General features: G+C 53.6%; 18 protein-coding genes. 5 read left to right on the top strand and 13 right to left on the bottom strand.

The window, feature by feature from the left end; all coding sequences use genetic code 11:
* The first annotated feature begins 56 nt into the window (after nucleotides 1-56).
* Complete coding sequence (gene queG / locus ACJJIQ_RS21675) at nucleotides 57-1,166, top strand: tRNA epoxyqueuosine(34) reductase QueG (protein ID WP_445363010.1); 1,110 nt, start codon at nucleotides 57-59, stop codon at nucleotides 1,164-1,166.
* A gap of 13 nt (nucleotides 1,167-1,179) precedes the next feature.
* Here the strand turns inward: queG and orn are convergent, their stop codons facing one another.
* The gene (orn, locus tag ACJJIQ_RS21670; RefSeq protein WP_108731440.1) at nucleotides 1,180-1,719 is read right to left on the bottom strand and encodes an oligoribonuclease; all 540 of its coding nucleotides are present in this window, start codon (nucleotides 1,717-1,719) and stop codon (nucleotides 1,180-1,182) included.
* Between the two features lie 86 nt (nucleotides 1,720-1,805).
* Between orn and rsgA the strand changes: the two genes are divergently transcribed.
* Genes rsgA through asd form a run of 3 tightly spaced genes read left to right on the top strand, consistent with a single transcriptional unit; the run spans nucleotide 1,806 to nucleotide 4,526 of the window.
* A complete protein-coding gene (gene rsgA / locus ACJJIQ_RS21665) occupies nucleotides 1,806-2,846 on the top strand; it encodes a small ribosomal subunit biogenesis GTPase RsgA (protein WP_444926468.1) in 1,041 nt (346 codons plus the stop codon).
* On the top strand, nucleotides 2,843-3,637 hold the full coding sequence (locus ACJJIQ_RS21660) for a sulfurtransferase (protein WP_445363009.1): 795 nt from the start codon (nucleotides 2,843-2,845) through the stop codon (nucleotides 3,635-3,637). Before rsgA ends, ACJJIQ_RS21660 begins: the two co-directional genes overlap by 4 nt.
* A 25-nt stretch (nucleotides 3,638-3,662) precedes the next feature.
* Entirely contained in the window at nucleotides 3,663-4,526 is an 864-nt protein-coding gene (asd, locus tag ACJJIQ_RS21655; protein ID WP_445363008.1) for an archaetidylserine decarboxylase, read from the top strand.
* A gap of 64 nt (nucleotides 4,527-4,590) precedes the next feature.
* On the opposite strand, the gene ACJJIQ_RS21650 is transcribed toward asd, so the two are convergent.
* The 11 genes from ACJJIQ_RS21650 to ACJJIQ_RS21600 all read right to left on the bottom strand — a co-directional run bounded on the left by ACJJIQ_RS21650 (nucleotide 4,591) and on the right by ACJJIQ_RS21600 (nucleotide 20,229).
* Nucleotides 4,591-5,943 carry a cyclic di-GMP phosphodiesterase gene (locus ACJJIQ_RS21650; protein WP_445363007.1) on the bottom strand — a complete coding sequence of 451 codons (1,353 nt, stop codon included), beginning with the start codon at nucleotides 5,941-5,943 and terminating at the stop codon, nucleotides 4,591-4,593.
* A 170-nt stretch (nucleotides 5,944-6,113) separates the two neighbouring features.
* Nucleotides 6,114-7,193 carry a uroporphyrinogen decarboxylase gene (hemE, locus tag ACJJIQ_RS21645; RefSeq protein WP_108731435.1) on the bottom strand — a complete coding sequence of 360 codons (1,080 nt, stop codon included), beginning with the start codon at nucleotides 7,191-7,193 and terminating at the stop codon, nucleotides 6,114-6,116.
* Between the two features lie 160 nt (nucleotides 7,194-7,353).
* On the bottom strand, nucleotides 7,354-8,772 hold the full coding sequence (locus ACJJIQ_RS21640; protein ID WP_445363006.1) for a glutamate synthase small subunit GltD family protein: 1,419 nt from the start codon (nucleotides 8,770-8,772) through the stop codon (nucleotides 7,354-7,356).
* A 20-nt stretch (nucleotides 8,773-8,792) separates the two neighbouring features.
* Nucleotides 8,793-13,241 (bottom strand): glutamate synthase large subunit, encoded by a 4,449-nt coding sequence (gltB, locus tag ACJJIQ_RS21635; protein ID WP_445363005.1) that lies wholly within the window; start codon nucleotides 13,239-13,241, stop codon nucleotides 8,793-8,795.
* 344 nt (nucleotides 13,242-13,585) lie between these two features.
* Nucleotides 13,586-14,671 (bottom strand): 3-dehydroquinate synthase, encoded by a 1,086-nt coding sequence (aroB, locus tag ACJJIQ_RS21630; RefSeq protein ID WP_445363004.1) that lies wholly within the window; start codon nucleotides 14,669-14,671, stop codon nucleotides 13,586-13,588.
* Nucleotides 14,672-14,738: 67 nt separating this feature from the next.
* On the bottom strand, nucleotides 14,739-15,260 hold the full coding sequence (gene aroK, locus ACJJIQ_RS21625) for a shikimate kinase AroK (protein ID WP_413665828.1): 522 nt from the start codon (nucleotides 15,258-15,260) through the stop codon (nucleotides 14,739-14,741).
* Nucleotides 15,260-17,416 carry a type IV pilus secretin PilQ gene (locus ACJJIQ_RS21620; RefSeq protein ID WP_444895446.1) on the bottom strand — a complete coding sequence of 719 codons (2,157 nt, stop codon included), beginning with the start codon at nucleotides 17,414-17,416 and terminating at the stop codon, nucleotides 15,260-15,262. The genes aroK and ACJJIQ_RS21620 overlap by 1 nt, the downstream gene beginning before the upstream one ends.
* The gene (locus tag ACJJIQ_RS21615; RefSeq protein ID WP_445363003.1) at nucleotides 17,416-17,946 is read right to left on the bottom strand and encodes a pilus assembly protein PilP; all 531 of its coding nucleotides are present in this window, start codon (nucleotides 17,944-17,946) and stop codon (nucleotides 17,416-17,418) included. Before ACJJIQ_RS21615 ends, ACJJIQ_RS21620 begins: the two co-directional genes overlap by 1 nt.
* Nucleotides 17,943-18,563 (bottom strand): type IV pilus inner membrane component PilO, encoded by a 621-nt coding sequence (locus ACJJIQ_RS21610; RefSeq protein ID WP_444895448.1) that lies wholly within the window; start codon nucleotides 18,561-18,563, stop codon nucleotides 17,943-17,945. The genes ACJJIQ_RS21615 and ACJJIQ_RS21610 overlap by 4 nt, the downstream gene beginning before the upstream one ends.
* Nucleotides 18,564-18,578: 15 nt before the next feature.
* Nucleotides 18,579-19,151 (bottom strand): PilN domain-containing protein, encoded by a 573-nt coding sequence (locus tag ACJJIQ_RS21605; protein WP_444895449.1) that lies wholly within the window; start codon nucleotides 19,149-19,151, stop codon nucleotides 18,579-18,581.
* 1 nt (nucleotide 19,152) lies between these two features.
* Nucleotides 19,153-20,229 carry a pilus assembly protein PilM gene (locus ACJJIQ_RS21600; protein ID WP_444895450.1) on the bottom strand — a complete coding sequence of 359 codons (1,077 nt, stop codon included), beginning with the start codon at nucleotides 20,227-20,229 and terminating at the stop codon, nucleotides 19,153-19,155.
* A 148-nt stretch (nucleotides 20,230-20,377) separates the two neighbouring features.
* Between ACJJIQ_RS21600 and ACJJIQ_RS21595 the strand changes: the two genes are divergently transcribed.
* A complete protein-coding gene (locus ACJJIQ_RS21595) occupies nucleotides 20,378-23,038 on the top strand; it encodes a penicillin-binding protein 1A (protein WP_445363002.1) in 2,661 nt (886 codons plus the stop codon).
* A 63-nt stretch (nucleotides 23,039-23,101) separates the two neighbouring features.
* On the opposite strand, the gene ACJJIQ_RS21590 is transcribed toward ACJJIQ_RS21595, so the two are convergent.
* Nucleotides 23,102-23,581 carry a chemotaxis protein CheW gene (locus ACJJIQ_RS21590; protein WP_413664076.1) on the bottom strand — a complete coding sequence of 160 codons (480 nt, stop codon included), beginning with the start codon at nucleotides 23,579-23,581 and terminating at the stop codon, nucleotides 23,102-23,104.
* Nucleotides 23,582-23,599 lie beyond the last annotated feature (18 nt).

Raw genomic sequence — 23,599 nt, 5'->3', positions numbered from 1 at the left:
AGTATACCGCCCCGGCCAGGCATTGTGCTTGCAGGGAATATCGAGCCGCTTTATCTATGACCGAATCACTGCTCGTCGACTTAGCCCAACAGATCAAAATTTGGGGCAGAGAACTGGGCTTCCAACAAGTGGGTATTACCGATTGCCAGTTGGAGGAGGAAGGGGAACGCCTGCGCGCCTGGATTGATGCGGGCTATCACGCTGATATGGACTGGATGGGCGCTCACGGTGAAAAACGCTGGCGCCCCGAATTATTGGAGCCGGGAACACTGCGGGTCATCAGCGTGCGTCTGGACTACCTGCCGCCGGACACCCAGCCGATTAAAGTGTTGAAGGATGCGAGTAAAGCCTATGTATCCCGCTATGCGAATGGCCGCGATTACCACAAGTTGATCCGCAAACGCCTGGCCAATCTATCAAAGCAAATTGATACCTATTGCGCCGAGCGAGGCATTGAATCGAAAGGTCGGGCTTTTACCGACAGCGCCCCGGTGATGGAGAAGGCCCTGGCAGCCAAGGCCGGCCTGGGCTGGATTGGTAAAAATACGCTGGTACTGAATTCGACCGCCGGCTCTTACTTTTTCCTCGGCGAAATCTACACCAACTTGCCACTGCCCATAGATATCAGCGAGGAGCATGATCAGTGTGGCGACTGTGTCGCCTGCCTCAGGGTTTGCCCCACCGATGCCTTTATCGATGACCGCACCCTGGATGCGCGGCGCTGCATCTCCTACCTCACTATTGAAAACAAAGGCCCAATCCCTGAGGAATTTCGCGAGCCCATCGGCAACCGAATATACGGCTGCGACGACTGCCAGATAGTGTGCCCTTGGAATAAGTTCGCCAAGCCCACCAAGGAAAAAGATTTTCATCCCCGACACGGACTGGACAATGGCGAGCTACTGAAGTTGTTTACCTGGAGCGAAGAGGAGTTCCTGCGCAAGACTGAGGGTTCGGCGATTCGCCGAATCGGCCACGAGCGCTGGCTGCGCAACCTGGCTGTAGCCCTGGGCAATGGGGAGGCCACGCCCGAAGTCATCAACACCCTGGAGAGTGCGCGCGTCGACGCCACGCCCCTGGTGCTGGAGCATATCGATTGGGCGCTGGAGCGGTTGCGCAGCGGGCGCAGGCGCAAGCGTAAAATCAAACGCAAGCCCGCTGGCTAATCGGGAGTGGGGGTCAGAGGCGGAAAAAAGTCTCGCGGTAGTGGCGCAATTCCTCAATAGAATCGCGGATATCGTCGAGCGCCAAATGGCTGCTGTGTTTTTTAACTCCATCCAAAACCTCCGGGCGCCAGCGACGAGCCAATTCCTTCACCGAGCTGACATCCAAGTTGCGATAGTGGAAATAGGACTCCAACTCCGGCATATATTTCACCAGGAAGCGGCGATCCTGGCCGATAGAGTTGCCACACATGGGAGATGCTCCCTCAGGGACCCACTGTCGCAAGAACTCCAGGGTCTCCCTCTCCGCGTCCCTTTCGGAAATACTGGATTCTTTAACCCGCGTTACCAGCCCGGAACCACCGTGCTGTTCGGTATTCCATTCATCCATTGCATCTAGCAAGGCATCGCTCTGGTGGATGACCATTGAGGGACCCTCGGCGAGAATCTCCAGGCGTGAATCCGTCACGATTGTGGCAATTTCAATAATGCGCTCTTTGTCCGGATTTAGGCCTGTCATCTCCAGGTCAATCCAGATCAGGTTGTTCTGATCCACAACGGCTCTCCTCAAACTTTCCGCGCAAGTTACCGCAACTACCCTGCAATAGCTATAATCCGCCGCTAGTCTCCAGGTGCTAGTGCATGAGTAAACGCAAATTAAATCGCCGCCAACAGTGGCGTATCAACAAAATCCAGCAGGAACGCGAAGCCCGCGCCCGCAAGCGCGAGCAATCTGCCGAAGAGGCCCTGGAAGAGGGGCAACTGGGGCAGGAACAGATCGGCCTGGTTATCGCCAACTATGGCACACAGGTTTTAGTGGAGAGCGAGAGTGATCCGAGCCTGCGCCAGCGCTGCCATTTGCGCGCCAATATCGAAACTCTGGTGACCGGCGATCGCGTTGCCTGGCACCCCGCCAGTGAAGATAGCGACGGGGGCATTGGTGTTATCGGCGCGCGCCTGCCGCGCAATTCCGAGCTGCAAAGACCCGATCGCTACGGCGACCTGAAAACTGTCGCAGCCAATATCGATCGCATATTGATCGTTATCGCCCCTTACCCCGAACCTTTTGCCAATGCCATCGACCGCTACCTGGTAGCCGCAGAGACCACCGGCATAGCACCCATGCTGCTGCTCAACAAAACCGACCTGATCGATGAGCGCAATCGCGATTCATTGGAAGAGCTACTCGCCCCCTACCCGGGGCTCGGCTATCCGGTTTTAAGGTTATCCACCAAAACTGGCGAGGGCCTGCCGGAACTGCTGGAAACCCTTGCGCAAGGATGTAGCGTTTTTGTAGGGCAGTCCGGGGTGGGCAAGTCATCCCTGGTCAATGCACTGCTTCCCAGTGCCGGCGCCCGCACCGGTGCTCTGTCAGAGGCCACCCAGAAGGGGACTCACACCACTACAGCGGCGGAACTGTTTCACCTGCCCAGTGGGGGTGATCTGATAGACTCCCCCGGGATTCGCGAGTTTGGACTCTGGCATATGGAGGAGGCCGCCCTACTGGAAGGGTTTGTGGAATTCCGACCATTTATAGGACACTGCCGCTTTCGCGACTGCCGCCACCAGGGCGAACCCGGTTGCGCTATCCAGGAGGCTCTGACCGATGGAAAAATTAGCGAGCGCCGCATGAATAGTTTTCTGCATTTGCGCAACAGCCTGGAATCGGAGAACAAGTTTTGAAACTGATCATCGAAGCGGATGAGCTCGCGACTCAGCTTGAGCGCGAAGAACTGCTGATTGTAGACCTCAGCTCACCCCACAATTACCTCAACGGCCATATCCCAGGAGCCGTTCACCTGCCGTTCCAGGCGCTGATGGCTGGCACCGCGCCCGCACCGGGCAAGCTGCCCGGCATCGAACAGCTGACCCAGGTGTTTCAAGCTATTGGCTTAAAGCCGGAACAACATGTGGTCGCCTGTGACGACGAGGGCGGTGGTTGGGCTGGGCGCTTTTTGTGGACCCTGGAAATGATAGGCCACCGCAATTACAGCTACTTGAATGGCGGCATGTTGGCCTGGCGAGGCGCCGGCCTTCCTCTCACTACCGAGGCACCGGATATCGAGCCGAGTGATATTCAAATCACCGTCAACAGCACAGCTGCAATGGACGCCCAGCAAATCCAGGATCAACTGGGCAATGATGAATTCCTTGTTTGGGATGCTCGCTCACCCCAGGAATATCGCGGTGAGCGGGTCCTGGCCATGAAGGGCGGTCATATCCCGGGAGCAATCAATTGCGAGTGGACCCAATTGATGGACCCGCAAAAAGACTTGCGTATTCGTGCGGATGCCCGCGAATTCCTCGCTGCACTGGGAATTGATAGCTCACACAAGATTGTCACCCACTGCCAGAGCCATCACCGCTCCGCTTTTACCTGGTTAGTGGGCAAGTCCCTGGGATTTGATATTCGCGCTTATCCAGGCTCCTGGAGTGAGTGGGGCAATTTGCCCAATACTCCGGTACAGCAGTAGATACATTGAGAAAAGACGTAGATTTATGAACCCTAAACTTTTTGCCGCCCTGCAATACCTAACGCCGCAACACGCACTCTCCCGCGCTGCCGGCTGGTTGGCGAATACAGAGCTCAAGTGGATCAAAGATCCTTTCACCCGCTGGTTTGTTGAGAAGTACGGCGTGGATATGCAGGAGGCCAAAGAGAGCGACTGCACTGCCTACCGCACCTTCAATGAATTCTTCACCCGCGAGCTGGTGGACGGAGCCCGTCCCATTATCGAAGGGCAACACACCCTCGCCAGCCCTGCCGACGGCGCCATCAGCCAGCTGGGCCAGGTCCATAACGGTCGTATTTTCCAGGCTAAAGGTCACGACTACAGCCTGGTTGAACTGGTGGGCGGTGATCCCAAGGTAGCGGCGCAATTTAATGACGGACACTTCGCTACTGTGTATCTGTCACCGAAGGATTATCACCGGGTGCATATGCCCATGGCAGGCACCCTGCGCAGCATGACCTATGTGCCTGGGCAGCTTTTCTCTGTAAATACGGTAACGGCAGAAAACGTTCCGCGCCTGTTCGCTCGCAATGAGCGCCTAGTCTGTGTATTCGATACGGAAGCAGGCCCCATGGCAATGATCCTGGTGGGTGCAATGATTGTCGCCGGTATCGAAACCGTTTGGGCCGGACAAGTCGCTCCGATCCAGCGCAAAGTCATCAACACAGATTATCTGGATAAGGCACCTGTCCACCTGGAGAAAGGTGAGGAGATGGGACGCTTTAAGCTGGGCTCTACCGTCATTATGCTATTTGGCGCAGACCAGGTGAGCTGGCTCGACCAGCTTGAAGCCGAGTCTCCCGTGCGCATGGGTGAGCATTTCGGAAATTTACTATCCGGCAAGGACTGATTAATAAGGAACAGCGGCAGTCTTTAGGAGGTTCCTAAACTGCCGCCTCGGGAAAAAAGAACGTTTATTTTGTCAGGCGCGTCAGCAGCTGCCCCAGTCGGCCACCGCGGAATAAATAATTGTCGCGAATATTCGCCGCATCCACCTGGGGGTAAGCTCCGGGTTCTATATCCCTGAGGATACTGACCTTTTCCTCGACACTCATCTTGCCACGCTCGATAAGCTTCTGTTCTCGATCCTCAACTTCAGCCAAGTCACACAGGCGAGGCCTGCTGAGCGTTTGTTTTTGCCCATCGAGAACGATCATCACCTTTGGTCGCAAGCGCCGGTCGTAGGTCTGTTCCACCACCACGCCGACTTCTCCGGTGGACAACTCTACCTGAGTACCCGTGGGATAGAGGCCAATAGCTTGAATGAACTCCACCACCAACTGTTCTTGGTAGGCAATACCCCGCAGGTCATATAACTTGGCAACTGCCCGGGATGGCGCTACCGGCTCACTGGAACCTCTAGGGTTAGTGGCTTCATCATAGAAAGTCACTATGCCGCACATGCGCGCCAACACTGAAATCCTGTCACCGCGCAAGCCCTCAGGGTAACCACTGCCATCGTGGCGCTCGCAGTGGGCACTAATGACTTCGATAACCTTCGGGTCTATTTGTGGGTCTGCCGACAGCATCTGAACGCTGTGCTGCACAAACTTTCGATACTCCAGTTCACTGCGCGGGTCGCGCTGCTTCATCTGCAACACTTCCCCGTCGATAGCCAGTTTACCTACATCCTTCAGCAGAGTAGCCACCCCCAGCTTTAGCAAATCACTGCGTGAAAGACCGATATGACGGCCGAATAGCACCGCCCAAATACTGGCACGCACCGAGTGACTGTAGGTGTGCTCATCCTTATCCCGCACACGGGCCAACCAGGCAAATGCATCGGGACTGCGCAGCACACTTTCTACTAAATCCTCAACGACCTGATTGACCTGCTGCACCGGTATGGGCCTGTTGTTGGCAACAAGGCCCATTACCTCACTCATGCCATAGAGGATCTGACCGTGGAGCTTACGCGCATTACTGGCTTCCCGCTGTACCGGCTGCGGAGGGGGGTATTTTTTATGGGAAACAGTGACAGGTTTACAGGGAATAGTGACCGCTGTGCGACCAGAAGCACGACCCTTTGCGGAAGCGTCGCTGCCTCCGAGTAATCGGCGCAGGGTAACACCGGCACTGCCGACAGTTTTGTGGATATCGACATAAACAAACCGGCAGTATTTCTGTAGCTGGCGGATTTCTTCCAAATCGCGGATATAAAAACCCTGCAGCGCAAATGGGGTTCGTGTCCAAGGCCTATCGAGCTTGGAGACAAACATGCCACGCTGTAAATCACCGACAGAAATTTTTGCTTGTTCGATTGCCACTGGGGAAGGTGCCGACAACTGTAGTTAACGCTAAAACGCTGCCCTGAAAGACCCCGTGGCGTAAAATCCTCGGTCCTCTAGGCAAGCTCACCTTTATATCATGGAGAGATATTAAGGTTCACCCGCCCAAAGTGAGACTGTATTCACAGACTCAGAGATCAGTAGCCAGTTTAGGCGTGATATTGAGCTGACAGCTCTACCACAGCTTCAATCATGGCTCCGGCATGTTTGGGATCTACCTTGGGGGTGATTCCGTGACCTAGATTGAAAACGTGGCCACTACCCTGACCAAAAGACTTCAAAACAGCCGCCACTTCCGTGCGAATTCGTTCGGGGCTCGCGTAGAGAACAGCTGGGTCCAAATTGCCTTGCAGGGCCACTTTGTCTCCCACGCGGGCGCGGGCGCTGCCAATGTCTGTCGTCCAATCCAAGCCCAGGGCGTCAGCGCCAGTATCAGCCATTGCCTCCAGCCACTGGCCGCCGCCCTTAGTGAACAGGATTGCCGGCACTCGACGACCGTCAACTTCTTTAATCAGCCCCTGGAGGATTCTCTGCATATATTTCAGGGAGAATTCACGGTAAGCACTGTGGCTGAGTGCCCCGCCCCAGGTGTCAAAGATCTGCACGGCCTGGGCGCCAGCGCGAATCTGGGCGTTCAGGTAATCGGTAACAGAGTCGGCCAGCACTGTGAGTAGCTGGTGCATCAGCTCAGGGCGGTTGTAGAGCATTTCCTTACAGCGGGCAAAATCCTTGCTGGAGCCACCTTCAACCATATAAGTCGCCAGCGTCCACGGGCTGCCGGAGAAGCCGATAAGCGGCACGCGACCATTCAATTCGCGGCGGATGGTGGACACCGCATTCATCACATAGTCCAAATCCTTTTCGCTGTTCACCACTTCCAGGGCTTCGATATCGGCCGCCGTGCGCAGGGGCTTGTGGAACTTGGGGCCCTCTCCTTCAGAGAAATAGAGACCCAAGCCCATGGCATCGGGAATAGTCAGGATATCGGAAAACAGAATGGCGGCGTCCAGCGGGTAGCGCTCCAGGGGTTGCAGCGTTACCTCACAGGCCAGCTCGGTATTGCGGCACAGATCCATAAAGCTGCCAGCTTCGGCACGACTGGCTCGATATTCCGGCAGGTAGCGCCCCGCCTGTCGCATCATCCACACAGGCGTTCGATCCACTGGCTGGCGCAGAAGGGCGCGAAGAAAGCGGTCGTTTTTCAATTCGGACGGTTTGGTATCAGACATAGGCACACCGAGCGGGCTAAAAAAACGAGCATTGTACAGGGGCTTGGCCGCTATACACAGGGTGGCAAAGATATTGCGAGGTGCCTATTGGGACTGGCACAAATGTGCACGGAATAATTGGGCAGTGAGGGACCGTGCCCCCACTGCAAATCAGAAACGATTAAATATCCAAGTAATCGAGAATACCTTCACCGGCCTGGCGCCCTTCCCAGATAGCGGTCACTACCAGGTCGGAGCCGCGCACCATATCGCCGCCGGCAAACACCTTCTCATTGGAGGTCTGGAATTTGTATTTTTGTTTTTCTGGAGCGACAACACCACCCCAGTCGGCAACTTCAATATTGTGCTGCGGAAACCACTCCGCCGGGCTGGGACGGAATCCAAAGGCCACCAGAACGATATCCGCCGGGATAATTTCTTCAGAACCGGGCACCACCTGAGGGCGACGGCGGCCGTTTTCATCGGGCTCACCGAGCTCCGTAGTAACCACTTTAACCCCGGCCACCTTGCCATCTCCAACGATCTCAACCGGCTGGCGATTGAACAGGAACTGTACGCCCTCTTCCTTGGCATTGGCCACTTCCCGACGTGAGCCGGGCATATTTTCCTCATCGCGGCGGTAGGCACAGGTTACGCTCTTAGCACCCAATCGAATCGAGCTGCGGTTACAGTCCATGGCGGTATCACCACCACCGAGAACCACCACGCGCTTGCCCTCAACCGAAACAAATTCGGAAGCATCGCGCTCCCAGCCCATATTGCGATTTACGTTGGCAATCAGGAATGGCAAAGCATCGTGAACACCGGGCAGATTTTCACCGGGGAAGCCGCCTCTCATATAATTGTAAGTGCCCATCCCCATAAAAACAGCATCGTAGTCATTGAGCAGCTGCTCAAAACTGATGTCCTTACCCACCTCAGTATTGAGACAGAACTCAACGCCCATCTCAGTAAACACTTCCCGGCGCTGCTGCATTACCGACTTCTCCAGCTTGAACTCGGGAATACCAAAGGTAATCAGGCCACCAATTTCCGGGTGCTTGTCGAACACCACCGGCTGCACGCCATTGCGTACCAAAATATCAGCGCAGCCCAGCCCAGCCGGGCCGGCACCAATCACCGCTACTCGTTTACCCGTTTTCTCAACATGGCTTAAGTCCGGGCGCCATCCCAGGGCGAAGGCTGTATCAGTAATGTACTTTTCCGCATTGCCGATGGTGACCGCACCAAAGCCATCATTGAGGGTACATGCGCCCTCACAGAGGCGGTCCTGGGGACACACCCGGCCACAGACTTCCGGCAGAGTATTGGTTTCGTGGCAGAGTTCAGCTGCCTCAATAACATTGCCCTCGCTGATCAGCTTCAACCAGTTGGGAATGTAGTTGTGTACCGGGCACTTCCATTCGCAATAGGGGTTGCCACAATCCAGGCAGCGGTGCGCCTGGCTGGCCACCTGTCGCTCGCTGAAAGGCTCATAAATTTCAACAAACTCGCCGGTGCGGGTGATGATGTCCTTCTTCGGCGGATCGATGCGACTTACGTCGATAAACTGGAAGTCGTTGTTCAGTCTGTCTTTCATACTGTTTCTCCACCCCGCCTTTATTCGCCGCGCTTGCGCACGTCGGAAAGAAGATCTGCAAGGCTCGCCGCCTTTGGTTTAACCAGCCAGAAACGGCTCAAGTAATCATCGAAGTTATCCAATAACTCGGCGCCCCAGGCGCTCTGGGTCTCCGCCGCATACTCTTCGATAACTTCGCGCAGGTGACTCTGGTGTGGCTCGAGAATTTCGCTGCTGATTCGGCGCAGCTCGATCAACTCATGGTTGCAGCGATCGAAGAAATCCCGCTCCATATCCAGGACATAGGCGAAACCACCGGTCATACCGGCGCCGAAGTTAAATCCGGTGCGCCCGAGAACCGCGACCATACCCCCGGTCATATATTCACAGCAGTGATCTCCAGCCCCTTCGACTACCGCAAAGGCACCGGAGTTACGCACGGCGAAGCGCTCACCGGCACAGCCCGCCGCAAATAACTTGCCGCCAGTGGCACCGTAGAGACAGGTATTGCCGACAATACTGGTTTCCTGGGAGGCGAATGAGCTACCTTGCGGCGGTCGTATAACCAGCTTGCCGCCGGCCATGCCCTTACCCACATAGTCGTTGGCATCGCCATCCAGATACATATCCAAACCACCGGCATTCCACACACCGAATGACTGGCCGGCGACCCCTTTGAGGCGCAGTTTCACCGGAGCTTCAACCATGCCCTGGTTACCGTAGCGCTTGGCGATCTCACCAGACAGGCGCGCCCCCAGGGATCGGTCACAGTTGGTCACGTCGTAGCTGAACTCGCCACCTTTAAAGCCTTCGATGGTAGGCAGGATATCCGCCACCATCCGCTCCGCCAGTTCACCCTTATCCCAGGGATCATTCGTCGCGGACTGACAGGTTTGCGGCTTGCTGTCCAACAGCTCATCCGTATGCAACAGAGGCGCGAGATCCAGCTTTTTCTGCTTGTCAGTTTCGCCATCCAGCACGCGCAGTAAGTCCACACGCCCCACCAACTCTTCCAGGCTGCGCACCCCGAGCTTGGCCATCCACTCGCGGGTCTCCTCGGCGACAAAACGGAAGAAGTTCATCGCCATTTCTGCGGTGCCGATATAGTGCTCGTCACGCAGGTCCTTCTTCTGGGTGGCGATACCGGTGGCACAGTTATTCAAGTGACAGATGCGCAGATACTTACAGCCGATCGCCACCATGGGTGCCGTTCCAAAGCCGAAGCTCTCGGCACCGAGAATTGCCGCCTTGATCACATCGAGGCCGGTTTTCAGACCGCCATCAGTTTGTACCCGAACCTTGCCCCGCAGATCATTGGCACGCAGGGTCTGGTGGGTTTCCGCCAACCCCAGCTCCCAGGGCGACCCGGCATAGCGAATCGAGGTTATTGGGCTGGCCGCTGTGCCGCCGTCGTAGCCGGAGATGGTGATCAAATCCGCATAGGCTTTGGCAACACCCGCAGCAATGGTGCCAACCCCGGGCCGCGATACCAGTTTTACCGAGACCAAAGCATCGGGATTGACCTGTTTGAGGTCGTAGATCAGCTGCGCCAAATCCTCGATGGAATAGATATCGTGATGTGGCGGCGGGGAAATCAGGGTCACGCCGGGCACCGAATAGCGCAGCCGCGCGATCAGTTCGTTGACCTTGCCACCGGGCAACTGACCGCCTTCACCGGGCTTGGCGCCCTGGGCTACCTTAATTTGCAATACCTCTGCATTTACCAGGTAGTGCGGTGTTACGCCAAAACGACCGGAGGCAATTTGCTTAATCTTGGAGACTTTATCAGTGCCAAAACGGGCAGGATCTTCACCGCCCTCGCCACTGTTTGAACGCCCACCCAGGCGATTCATCGCTTGGGCCAGGGATTCATGGGCTTCGGGGGACAGGGCCCCCAGGGACATGGCCGCCGTATCAAAGCGACGCAAAATCTGCTCTGCCGGCTCCACATCTTCCAGAGCTACCTGTTCGATGTTCTCCTTGAAGTCCAGCATGTCCCGCAATGTCGCCACGGGGCGCTGGTTAACCAGCTCCGCATAGTCCCGCCACGCGGCATAGTCACCAGTGCTGGCAGCGCGCCGCAGGGTGGTCACCACATCCGGGTTAAAAGCGTGATACTCCTGGCCGTAGACAAACTTGTGCAGGCCGCCGGGGGAGACAGGTTTACGGGCTTTCCAGGCTATATCGGCACGGGCCGCCATATCGGCTTGCAGCTCGGGGAAGCCGGCACCTTCGATGCGAGTGGGCGCTCCGGGGAAACACAGATCCACCACATCCCTGGAAATACCCACCAGCTCGAACAGCAGTGCGCCGCGATAAGAGGCAACGGTGGAAATGCCCATCTTGGACAGGATCTTTAACAAGCCCTTGATAATGCCGTTGCGATAATTTTTCTGCGCCTCAGCGGCATCCAGCAGCAATTCACCGGTATCGATCAGGTGATTGATAATGCTGTAGGAGAAATACGGGTGTACTGCGGTGGCACCGACGCCGACCAAACAGGCCAACTGATGTGCATCGCGGGCACTGGCGGTATCCACCACAACATTGGAGTCACAGCGCAAGCCCGCATGTACCAGGTGGTGGTGCACCGCGCCCGTCGCCAGGAGCGCATCGATTGGCAAGTGCCCCTCTCGAATATCGCGATCGGACAGTACTACAATCACAGCCCCCGCCCGCACTGAGGCCTCAACTTTGGCGCAGAGCTGTTCAATCGCCGACTTGAGATCCTGTTCAGCGGGGTCGTAGTTCAGGTCGAAGATCTCCGCTTCGAAGCCCGGGCGATCAAGTGATAAGAGTGCCGTGTACTTCATATGGGAAAGTACTGGCGAAGACAGGATTACCCGGTCCGCGTGCTCGGGGGTTTCCTCAAATACGGATTTCTCTCGACCCAGGCAGGTCTCCAGAGACATCACCACAGTTTCCCGTAGGGGGTCAATTGGCGGGTTGGTTACCTGGGCAAACTGCTGGCGGAAGTAGTCGTAGAGCGAGCGATTGTAGCGGGACAAAACCGCCATCGGCGTATCATCGCCCATTGAACCGACCGCTTCCTGGCCCGCCTCAGCCATGGGCCGGACGACTTTATCGCGCTCTTCCAGGGAGGAGCTGAACAGCTTTTGGTAAACCTTGAATTGCTGGTGGGAGAAGTTGTTGTCCACCGGTGCGGTGACCAGAGTAGAGCGGATACGGCGTGCTTTATCCTTGAGCCATCGCTTATAGGGCTGTGCCCGCTTGAGCATATTATCGATGTCAGCGGTGTGGTAGAGCTTGCCCTCCTGGGTATCTACCGACAGCATCTGCCCCGGTCCAAGGCGGCCCTTAGCTACAACATTTTCAGGGGCATAGTCGTACACGCCCACTTCGGATGCCACAGTGATCAGGTCATCCTTGGTAATCACCCAGCGCGAGGGGCGCAAACCGTTGCGGTCCAGGGTACACACCGCATAGCGGCCATCGGTCATCACCAATCCAGCCGGCCCATCCCAGGGCTCCATATGCATGGAGATATATTCGTAAAAGGCGCGCAGGTCCGCATCCATTCCTTCAACATTTTGCCAGGCCGGCGGCACTAGCATGCGCACGGCCCGATGTAGTTCCATACCACCCGCCAACAGCATCTCCAGCATGTTATCCAGGCTGGAGGAGTCGGAGCCCTCGCGGTTAACCAGGGGCACCAGTTCATTCAGCTCTGGAATCAGGTCAGTGGCAAATTTACTGGTGCGGGCAACAGACCAGTTGCGGTTGCCGGTAATAGTGTTGATCTCACCATTGTGCGCCAACAGGCGGAATGGCTGGGCCAGGGGCCAGCGGGGCATGGTGTTGGTAGAGAAGCGCTGGTGGAAAACACAGATCGCGGTTTCCAGGCGCGGGTCAGCCAGTTCTGGGAAAAACTTGGGCAGATCAGCCGGAATCATCAGGCCTTTGTAGGAGAGGACACTGGTTGAAAGACTGGCGATATAGACTTCGCTACTTAAGCGCAACTCGGCTTTGCGACGGGCCACATAGAGACGGGCATTGAATTTCGCCTCGCCGAGGGGCTCGTCTGCATTGTTGATCAGCAACTGCTCAAAGTGTGGCAGGCAATCCCGGGCAATAGGGCCCAGGCATTCCGGGTTAGTCGGTACGGTGCGCCAGCCGACGGTCTTTAGGTCCTGAGCTTGCAACTCAGTTTCGAGAATTTTGCGGGCTTTATCGGCTTCGGCTCGATCTAGTGGGAGCATGATTGATCCCACTGCGTAGGTTGCTGTCAGCTCAGCACCAAACAGGGTCTTGGCTTCTGCGCGGAGGAAAGCATCCGGCTTTTGCAGCAAAAGACCGCAACCATCACCGGTTTTACCATCGGCGGCAATACCACCCCGGTGGGTCATGCAAGTGAGGGATTCAATGGCCGTCTGCACTAACTTGTGACTTGCCACACCGTGCAAATGAGCGATCAGACCAAAACCGCAGTTGTCCTTAAACTCATCCAACTGATACAGACTGCTACCCATAGAATTCCTCGTCGCTATCGATTGGGGGACCACTGGCGCTTAAAAAAAAAGAAGTGCCTGTTATGGGCGAATGTCACTTTAAGCTTCGCGCTACGCTCTCCTGCGGTCCCTTGGAAAAAGATCCCGAGATAAAAAAAGCCCTCTGCTGGGGCTTTTTTTGTTGTTATTGGCGGTTTTTTGCCCCGCCTTTCCTTTCGGGGGGGCGCAATATTACTTGTCCAACACTACATTTTCAACTTTTAGCAGTGTATTAGTCTGTCAAATCAAACAAAACCAAACTTATCTTCTAGCAGCTACCCTTTCTGGTACTCAGTCCTATTATTTAAACAATAAGAGCAGGGTTATCACTCGGCACCACAGTTTTTCAGTGCATTTATAATCATTTTTCTGGGGGTATCATCGACAATAATTGCTTCTCCCAGTGCCTTTAGCAGCACCAAACGCAATTTTCCGTCCAGCACCTTCTTATCCACCTGCATTACTTGGAGGAATTCATCGGTTGTCATGCCCTGCGGTGCCTGCTGCGGCAAATCAGCCGCCTCTAGCATCGCTCGCAACCGTTCCACCAGCTCTGCATTGATATCTCCGCGCAACCTGGATAACTCCAGCGCCATAACCATGCCGGCGGCAACGGCCTCACCATGTAACCAACTGCCATACCCCTGCACTGCCTCAATAGCGTGGCCGAAGGTATGGCCAAGATTCAGTATCGCCCTACGACCACTCTCGCGCTCATCACTTGCAACAACATTCGCCTTGTCGGCGCAGCAGCGCTCAATAGCGTAAGCCAGTGAATCGGGCTCCCGAGTTAATAACTTTTGTAAATTCTCTTCGATCCATTCGAAGAATGGGCTGTCACAGATCAATCCGTATTTAATGACCTCGGCGAGGCCTGCGGAAAATTCACGTGCCGGCAATGTGGCAAGGGTATCGGTATCCGCAAGGACAAGGCGGGGCTGGTGGAAGGCGCCAATCATATTTTTACCAAGGGGATGGTTAACGCCGGTCTTTCCCCCAACAGAGGAGTCAACCAAAGACAGCAGGGTAGTCGGTACCTGGATAAAGTTAACCCCGCGCTGATAACAGGCTGCAGCAAAACCGCACATATCTCCAACGACACCGCCGCCCAACGCGATTAGTGTCGTAGTGCGGTTGTGACGCTTTTCCAGCAGCACATCAAAAATTCGATTCACTGTGTCGAGTGATTTAAAAGCTTCCCCATCGGGAAGCTCGACAACATCCACTTTATCGAGCCCTTTTAGCCCTTCCAATAATGTCGCCAAATAAAGAGGAGCAATAGTTTCATTGGTAACAATGCAAACTTGCCGGCCTTTAATGTAAGGGAGGATATATTGCGGGTCACCGAGCAAACCTGAACCAATAATTATCGGATAACTACGCTCGCCGAGTTCTACGTTAAGGCTTTGCATACTGCTCTCAATCCCCTAGTGCTTATCTCAACAGAAGTGAGACGCACTTTAGCACAGACGCTTGGGACTAATCGGACAGCAGGCTGCCTAAGTGTTCTGCGACCAGGAGGGATGCTTGTTTGGGGGAGAGGTCATTGGTGTCGCAAATAATATCTGCAACCTCACGATACAGAGGCTCGCGTTCCTGCAAAATTTCCGCAATACGCTGACGGGGGTTGGGTACACGAAGCAACGGGCGATTGGTATTCTTTGAAGTGCGTTCCAGAAGCTGATCGATATTGGCCTGCAAATAAACTACATGGCCATATTTTTGTAGCTGGCGTCGATTCTCCTCGAGCAAAACTATTCCACCACCGGTACCAATAACCTGGCACTCACCCTGGCAGAGCTCTTCCAATATTTCAGTCTCACGGCGGCGAAATCCCGCTTCGCCTTCCACATCAAAAATCCAGGGAATATCCGCACCAGTGCGCTCTTCCAGCACTTTGTCGGTATCGGCAAAAGGCAGCTGCAATTGCGCTGCCAACAACCTGCCGATTGTAGACTTGCCGGCCCCCATGGGGCCGACCAGGAAAATAGAGCGGGTGATCACTTAGAGTAGAAAGCCTCGTCTTCAAGAATACGCGGTGTGATAAACATCAGGATCTCACGTTTATCGTCCGTACGTATAGTCTTTTTGAACAAGTTGCCTAGATAGGGGATATCGCCTAACAACGGAATTTTGGATACTCCCTCAACAACATTACTTTCAAATACCCCTCCCAGGACGATCGTCTCACCGTTTTGAACCAACACCTTGGTTGCCAGAGTATTTACATTGATCGAAGGTACTTGCCCACCACCTACAGTGACATACTCGCCCACACTATTTTGTTCAAGGTTTAGGTTCATAATAATATTGTTATCCGGAGTAATCTGCGGAGTCACATTGAGTTCCAGCACAGCTTCGCGGAACGTAACAGAAGCAGCGCCAGACGAGGTCGCCTCCAAATAAGGGATCTCAATACCCGACTGAATAATGGCTTCCTGTTTATCGCCCGTAACAACTTTTGGTTGTGAAACAACTTCAGCTACACCGATGTCTTCAAGCGCAGACAGCTCCAGGCTCAAATAAAAATCATTTTTTAGAATAGCGTAAGCAATACTCCCTGCTGGGCTACTCACTCCAAGATCCACCAAGAGTGGGTCAAAGTCACCTGTTAGGCTACCAAGCGCAGTGCCATCATCTAAAGCTAAGCTACCAGAGCCAACACCCGTGGCATCATCAGAAAGATCTGCACTACCTACATAATCCCACTGAACTCCCAACTCTTTTTGGAAGTCACTGTTGGCGGTAACAATCCGAGCCTCGATCATCACCTGGCGGATGGGAACATCGATAACCTCTATCAGCTCACGAAACTGAGCAATCTTGTCTTCTGTGTCAGTAAGGATAATTGTGTTCGTTCGCTCATCAACAATGGCACTTCCGCGCGCGGAAAGGATGCTCATCTGCTGGCCGCCACTACCCCCAGCTATCCCATCGGCCCCACCTTGGCCAGAGAATAAGTTAAAAATTTCGCCAGCATCTGCATAGCGAACGCTAATAAACTCCGTAAGTAAAGGGGCAAGCTCCTGCAACTGTTTACGCGTCTCAAGCTCCTGACGCTCTCGCTCAGCAATTTCTGCAGCTGGCGCCACCATGATAACGCTACCTTCCTGACGCTTATCTAACCCCTTCGCTTTCAGAATAAGGGCCAAGGCCTGATCCCACGGCACACCGTCGAGGCGTAAGGTTATTCTGCCCTGTACTGTATCACTAGCAACCAAATTAAGATCGGTAAAATCGGCAATAACCTGCAAGACGGACCGGACCTCAATATCTTGGAAGTTGAGAGACAACTTCTTCCCATTGAACTGAAATTCCTTCTCCTTCTCACGAATTTCTTGCGCAGATAAAGGCTTAATACTCAATACATACTCTGTATCAGCTTGATAGGCCAAGTAATCATATTCAGTATCATTTGGATCAACTGCAATTACCGTGTTGCGCCCATCATAGTCCACAGTAATATTATTTACAGGGGTGGCGAAATCAGTAACATCTAGTCGCTGACGCAATGACTCAGGTAAGTCCGCACCTAAAAATGTTAGATAAATTTTACCGTTAGTCCGTTCAACATCGATATTAACTGCAGGGTCATTAAGGCTAACAATAACTTTGCCTTCTCCTTCTTCTCCTCGACGAAAATCCACATTATTTACTGCAATGCTTTCCGAGCGCTGAAACTGTTTTTCACCACCGAGGTTCAAGCCACTATCGTGTTCAACTGTATTTTGCACTGGACGATCACGCTCAGAAGACTCTGCACCAATTACTACAATTAACTGGTTACCTTGTCGCTCACTCGAATAAGCGGGAAGCTGATCAAGGTTTACTATGAGACGAGTGCGATCTTCACCGGAAACAACAACTGCACTTCTAGCTGTGCCGATACCTAAAGAATACTTCTTCTGCGGGAGAGCGCTTTCTACGCCGGCAAAGTCTAAAACAATTCGAGCTGGTTGCTCTATCGTATAGCCGGTGGGTTCTGGAGGCACATCATTAAAAGTTAAGCGCAGCTGAACTCGGCTACCCGGCAATTCGGCAAACTGTATGTCATTCAGCTTGTTTACCTGGGCACTAGAAGCTATTGGAAACAGCAATAACCCAAGTAGCAGTAACTGAACCCGAGCCATTAAATAGGCAAACCGTTTTCCGTTCATTATCCGTTGTCCCTCTCTTCCAACGCCAGTGCCCGTGGCCGCTCAATCCAGCCGCCGGTACCATCAGGTATAATCTCAAGAATATCTAACTGGGAGCTTGTTGCATTCACAACGCGACCATGATTCTTCCCCAGGTAATTGCCCACAGTAATCCGGTGAATCCCACCAGTACCATCGTTAATCAGTGCCCAGATTTGACCTTCTCGAGCTAAGCTGCCAACCATCGATAGGAGGTCAATGTTAATTCCCTCCAATAATTCACGCTGCCGAGTCAGGTCTGGAGCAATATCTAATTTTCGCCCTACTATTCGCTTTTCAGACTCCAATACCGGGCGGGTAAAAGGGCTGCGCCTTGCAGCAGCGGTATAGACATAAGGGCTATAAGGTGTAAAAGTGGGGATTGGTTCTATCTGTCCCTTAGGCTTGCGCTCAATTGCAGCCATCCTCTCACGCAACTCGCTATGATCGGTATTTAGACCACAACCAGAAACAAAGGATAGGGCAATCAGTATAGGTAGACTTTTTCTCATCCCTCTTCACCCTGTTCCTTGTATCGATAAGTTTTTGCATTAATGATCATATTGAGAAGCCCTCCATCACTCCGTTCAGTGGAGATATCAAAATCATGAAGGGTAACAATTCTGGGCATTCCAGCTATACCACTAATGAAAGCTCCAAATTCGTGATAACTTCCTTGAACTTCTATCCTAATAGGCAACTCTACGTAAAATTCGCCAACCCGCTCTTGCTCCAACTCAACTTTGCTAATTGTAAGGCCACTACCGCTACCATACTCGTCAATATCCTCGAGTAAGCCTGGAACCTCTGTATCTTTCGGCAATTGTTTTAGTAAAGCACCGAAGGTTTCTTCCATCTCAAACAGCTGGGCCCTATAAGCCTCAAGATTTGCAGCCTCAAATTGCTTTTTTTCGAACTGACTAAAGAGGTCTGATTCTTTATTTACAGAGAATTCAAGCTTGCTATAAATATCTTTAATCAGAAAGTAATAACCAGCACCGATTACCAGTGCCGCACTAAGTACCAGAACAGCAATTCGCCCAGATAGGGGCCAAACACCTATCCGAGTAAAATCAATATCATTGAAGTCAATTTCATTAAGCTGTTTTACAGTATCTGCCAGTGCCATTTCTGAAGTCCTTTACTATTTTGCGCTATCTTGATCATCTTCTTTCTTGCGCCCACTGACCTTCACCGTTAGCTGGAACTCACTTGCCTGATCGCCGTATTGCGGGGTTGCGGTTACACCTGTTAATTGGGGGGCCTCGTACCAATCTGAATGGTCTAAATTTCGCATAAAAGAAGAAACGCGATTATTGGATTCAGCCACACCAAGTAAGTCCAACCGATCACCTTCTCTCTTTAGCTCACTGAGCCATAGCCCTTCGGGGGTTGCCCGCACTATCTCATCAAAATAACGCACTGCAAGAGGTCGATTACCTTGCAACTCCTGAATTACTCGCATTCGATCAATCAGTTCCTGGCGGCGTTTCTTCAGGTCTTTTATTTCTCTCACCTGAATATTAAGAGCGTTAATGCGGGTTTGTAGAATCTGATTTCTTTCATTTTGTCGAACAACCTGTTGATCAACCGTTTTCATCCACAGAAATACCGCCATTGCAGCCGCAATAAAAACCAGCAATGCCAATTGCTGGAATTCTTTTTGCTTTTGAGAGCGGTACTCCTGACGCCAGGGAAGAAGGTTAATTTTTGCCATGTCAGTAGTCCTTCTCCCTCATAGCCAAGCCTGTGGCAATCATCAGGGATGGAGCTTCACTCGCCAAAGCTTGCTGGTTGACTCTTGACGAAACACTCATCCGCAAAAATGGATTAGCGATTAAAGTTGGCCTGCCCAACTTTTCGCTAATCAAATCACCAACTCCCTCCATGGCGGCAACACCGCCACCGAGCAGGATAAAATCTACATCGCTATAGGATGTGGAAGAGTAAAAGAACTGCAGTGAGCGGGTTACCTGTTGCACGACTGCATCACGGAAGGGCTCCAACACTTCAGCAAAATAGTCATCCGGCAGACCACTCCCTCCCTGACGCTTCGCTAAAGTAGCCTCCTCCGCGGATAGACCGTAGCGACGCTGGATCTCATCGGTGAGCTGCCGCCCACCAAAAAGCTGCTCTCGGGTATACACGGTCTTACCGTCCACAAGGACAGATAAAGCACTCATTGTCGCCCCAACATCAATAACGGCTACAACTAGCTGCTCCTGCGGAGGAAGTTGGTCTTCCAATAGAGAGTAAGTTCTCTCTATTGCGTACGCTTCAACATCAACAACACCGGGCTCAAGGTCCGCCTCTCCCAAGGCGGAGATTCGCTGTTCAATGTTCTCTGTACGACAGGCGGCAAGTAGAACCTCCACTTGCCCCTCCCCCTTCTCAGAAGGCCCCTGTACTTCAAAGTCCAGGCTAACTTCCTCTAGCGGATACGGAATATATTGGCCAGCCTCAAATGCAATTTGAGCCTCAAGAGCTTCATCATTGAGATCTGCCGGCATTTCAAGGGTCTTGGTGATCACCGCCGACCCAGACACAGCCACAGCCGCTTGGCGCAGGCGAGTTTTAGAACGTCGTACAACTTTGCGAATAGCCTCAGCCGTCGCCCCCACATCGTTGATATTCTTATCAACTACGGCATTGGGTGGGAGAGGTTCCACGGCGTAACTTTCGACACGATATTTGTCGCCGTTGCGACTTAGCTCCAGCAACTTGACCGCAGTAGAGCTAATATCGAGTCCCAACATGGCCTTGGGGCCTTTGCTCAGAAAAGGGAAAATTCCCATTTTTTCTTATCTTTTCCGTGGGTTATGAGGGTTTGATGTTATAGCACTTTAAATTAACGCTTCAACCTGCATTTGCATAGGTAATAGCGCACAATATTCGTATAATTATTCACCTAATCACTTTGATGAAGTACACAGAAGCAGTTTCATGACCGTAAAAGCCCGCAATCGTCTGCTCGCACTGCTTTGGCTCGGCCTTGCCGGTGTGGCCGCTACAGCAATGGCCCTAGCCAGTATCTACCTCTACCTCAAACCGGGGTTGCCCTCAGTGGAGAGCCTCCGCGATATCCGCTTACAGACCCCTCTGAGGGTCTACTCACGGGATATGAAACTGATCGGTGAGTTCGGTGAAAAGCGGCGCAACCCTATCACGATCGAGCAAACGCCAGAACCCTTTATCAAAGCGATACTTGCCGCTGAGGATGCCAGCTTTTACTCCCACAATGGTGTCTCCATCAAAGGTTTGATGCGGGCCGCCTCGCAGCTGATTAAGACCGGTTCTATCCAGTCTGGTGGTAGTACACTGACAATGCAGGTGGCGCGCAACTTCTTTCTCAGCCGAGAACAGCGTTTTGTGCGCAAGTTCAATGAAATTTTGCTATCACTGCAAATTGAGCAAGAGCTGACCAAGGACGAGATCCTCGCCCTATACATCAATAAGATCTTCCTCGGAAACCGCGCCTACGGTTTCCAGGCTGCAGCTCAGGTCTATTACGGCAAAGATATCAAAGATCTGAATCTGGCCCAGTGGGCTATGATGGCGGGACTCCCCAAAGCGCCATCGACCTTCAACCCTCTCGCCAACCCCTCCCGAGCCCTGGTACGCCGCAACTGGATCCTGATGCGGATGCTCGACCTTGGCTATATCAACCAGGATCAATATAACCAGTCTATTACTGCGCCGGTAACAGCCAGCTATCACAGCCGCGATCTCGACCTGGATGCACCCTATATCGCCGAGATGGCACGGAAGGAGGCAGTAGACCTCTTTGGCGACAACGCTTATACCGACGGCTACCAGGTCATAACAACGGTAGACAGTCGCCTGCAGGAGTCGGCTCGCAATGCGCTTCAGCACGGTCTGGAAACCTATGATGCGCGCCACGGCTATCGCGGCCCAGAACAGCGCCTTGCACCGGAATTGCTGCAAGATAGCGACCAGCTTATCGATTTACTCAACGAGATTCCGATTCTCGGCGGTCTGGAACCCGGCGTTGTCACTGCGGTAGAACCCAAGAAACTTCAGGTTCAACTGAGAGATCGGCGCGTAATTGAATTGCCTTGGAGCAATGGACTCAGTTCTATCAGGCCCTATATTTCTGAGAGCGCCCGGGGCGCACGCCTTCAGTCCGCTGAAAAAATGTTTGCTCCCGGAGATGTCATTCGATTACGCAAGGTCGTTAAGGAAAAGAAAGAGAGCAACTCCAGTAGCGAGATGATCGCCACCGGTGTAGATGAGCCCCTTCAGGCCGATCCGTTTGCGGATCCCGAGAGCGGTGATACCAAGCCTGCCGAACCCCAGGTGACTGAAGAGTGGGTTCTAGCCCAGGTCCCGGAAGCACAGGGCGCCCTGGTATCTATTGAGCCCGAAGATGGGGCTATCCGCGCCCTTGTCGGTGGTTACGACTTCCGCCAGAGCCACTTCAATCGGGCCACTCAGGCTGCCCGGCAACCCGGCTCCAGTTTCAAGCCCTTTATTTACGCCTCGGCGATCGAGCGCGGATATACAGCGGCCAGCATTATCAATGATGCCCCGATTATCTTTGAGGAAACCAACCTGCAAGATGTGTGGCGGCCTGAAAATGACGGGGGGACCTTCCTCGGCCCAACTCGCCTGCGTATGGCTTTGTACAAGTCCCGCAATATGGTCTCAATCCGGTTGCTGCAATCCCTAGGACTGGACTACGCCCTAGGCTTTGTCGAAGGCTTTGGGTTTGAGCGCAGCAAGCTTGCCCGCAACCTGACCATTGCTCTGGGTAGCTCCGCTCTCACGCCCCTGGAGATGGTGCGAGGCTATGCCGCCTTCGCCAATGGTGGCTACCGAGTGGAGCCCTACCTGGTTGACCGGGTATTGGATGTTAATGGCGAAGTCCTGTATCAGGCACTGCCTCTCACTGTGTGCGATAACTGTCCCGAGCCGGGCACAGGCTCTGAAACCCTGTCCGCTGAACCCGTCGATCTCGCGGAATTACAACTGGAAGGACAAGGGGTCGATCAAGGTGAAGAGCCAGCGGAACTACACGTACTGCCCGTTGGCCCCCTCGACCCGAGCAAGAGCCAAGCGCGTCCTCGCGCTCCGCGAGCCATGTCCGCAGAGACGGCATACATAATGGATTCGATGCTTAAAGATGTTATCAAAAAGGGCACCGGGCGCCGCGCTCTGGCGATGAAGCGCGGTGATATTGCCGGAAAGACCGGTACCACCAATGGTCCACGGGATGCGTGGTTCTCGGGTTATAGCCCCTACCTGGCTACCAGTGCCTGGGTTGGCTTCGATTCCTATGGCGAACTGGGTAAAAATGAATACGGTGGCTCAGCCGCCCTGCCTATTTGGATCGATTTTATGAGCAGTGCCCTCGAAGGTCTTCCCGAGCGCCACTTGGCTCAACCAGATGGCATAGTTACGGTACGCATCAACCCTCAAAATGGCTTGCGCACCTCTTACGGGGGCATGTTTGAGATATTCAGGACCAACCGGGTGCCCGGCCGCGAAGTGTATAACCCATATCGCAATCGCTACACCGATGAAGATATGGATATGCCCAGCCAGGATGGCCGGGAGGATTCTTTACCGGAAGAGCTGTTCTAAGCGAACAGCCCAATCAAAAAAGGGGCCTCAGGCCCCTTTTTTGATAATACACTGCAAAACAAGTCAGTCACTGCGATAGCGCAGGCAGGCCCGCTCTAATCCCTGCAGGTCGGGAATAACCGCCTCCTCACCAGAAAGCGCCACATGCATTAACTCTCCAGGGTTTAGCGGCTGCTCTCGCAGCGCCAACTCCTCAGGGGTAACCCGTACCAGGCGCGGAGTGCCGCGCAAGAGCAATGCAAAATACGGCAGCTCACCATCGGGATTTCCCGTGCTCAACACCGCAATACGCCCCTCTTCTGCAACTGCTCCCAAGGCACCACCACGCATCACTTCAAAAGATACCACTGGCAGGCGCTGTTCCCGCCAGATCAGATCTCCCAAATACCACTCAGGTACATCTTGAACTGCCATCGGCGTCTGCATTGCAACAACCTCTGAGAGGCTATCCACCGGCACCAGCAGCTGCCCCTGCTCAAGGGGCAATAACAGGCTGCTCACTTCCTGGGGGACATCTACCGGCAGCGCTTCAACTTCACTCATTGCCTATCTCTATATTAT

This window comes from Microbulbifer maximicatervae (SeqCode), assembly GCF_052468295.1.
Note: the sequence above shows the minus strand (reverse complement) of the source record. Positions and strands in the feature narration are given on the sequence as shown.

Bases quoted from the DNA above. Each gene is read 5' to 3' on its own strand.
- queG (WP_445363010.1), top strand. From the start codon at position 57: ATGACCGAATCACTGCTCGTCGACTTAGCCCAACAGATCAAAATTTGG.
- rsgA (WP_444926468.1), top strand. From the start codon at position 1,806: ATGAGTAAACGCAAATTAAATCGCCGCCAACAGTGGCGTATCAACAAA.
- asd (WP_445363008.1), top strand. From the start codon at position 3,663: ATGAACCCTAAACTTTTTGCCGCCCTGCAATACCTAACGCCGCAACAC.
- hemE (WP_108731435.1), bottom strand. From the start codon at position 7,193: ATGTCTGATACCAAACCGTCCGAATTGAAAAACGACCGCTTTCTTCGC.
- ACJJIQ_RS21640 (WP_445363006.1), bottom strand. From the start codon at position 8,772: ATGAAAGACAGACTGAACAACGACTTCCAGTTTATCGACGTAAGTCGC.
- gltB (WP_445363005.1), bottom strand. From the start codon at position 13,241: ATGGGTAGCAGTCTGTATCAGTTGGATGAGTTTAAGGACAACTGCGGT.
- aroB (WP_445363004.1), bottom strand. From the start codon at position 14,671: ATGCAAAGCCTTAACGTAGAACTCGGCGAGCGTAGTTATCCGATAATT.
- ACJJIQ_RS21620 (WP_444895446.1), bottom strand. From the start codon at position 17,416: ATGAACGGAAAACGGTTTGCCTATTTAATGGCTCGGGTTCAGTTACTG.
- ACJJIQ_RS21615 (WP_445363003.1), bottom strand. From the start codon at position 17,946: ATGAGAAAAAGTCTACCTATACTGATTGCCCTATCCTTTGTTTCTGGT.
- ACJJIQ_RS21610 (WP_444895448.1), bottom strand. From the start codon at position 18,563: ATGGCACTGGCAGATACTGTAAAACAGCTTAATGAAATTGACTTCAAT.
- ACJJIQ_RS21605 (WP_444895449.1), bottom strand. From the start codon at position 19,151: ATGGCAAAAATTAACCTTCTTCCCTGGCGTCAGGAGTACCGCTCTCAA.
- ACJJIQ_RS21600 (WP_444895450.1), bottom strand. From the start codon at position 20,229: ATGGGAATTTTCCCTTTTCTGAGCAAAGGCCCCAAGGCCATGTTGGGA.
- ACJJIQ_RS21595 (WP_445363002.1), top strand. From the start codon at position 20,378: ATGACCGTAAAAGCCCGCAATCGTCTGCTCGCACTGCTTTGGCTCGGC.
- ACJJIQ_RS21590 (WP_413664076.1), bottom strand. From the start codon at position 23,581: ATGAGTGAAGTTGAAGCGCTGCCGGTAGATGTCCCCCAGGAAGTGAGC.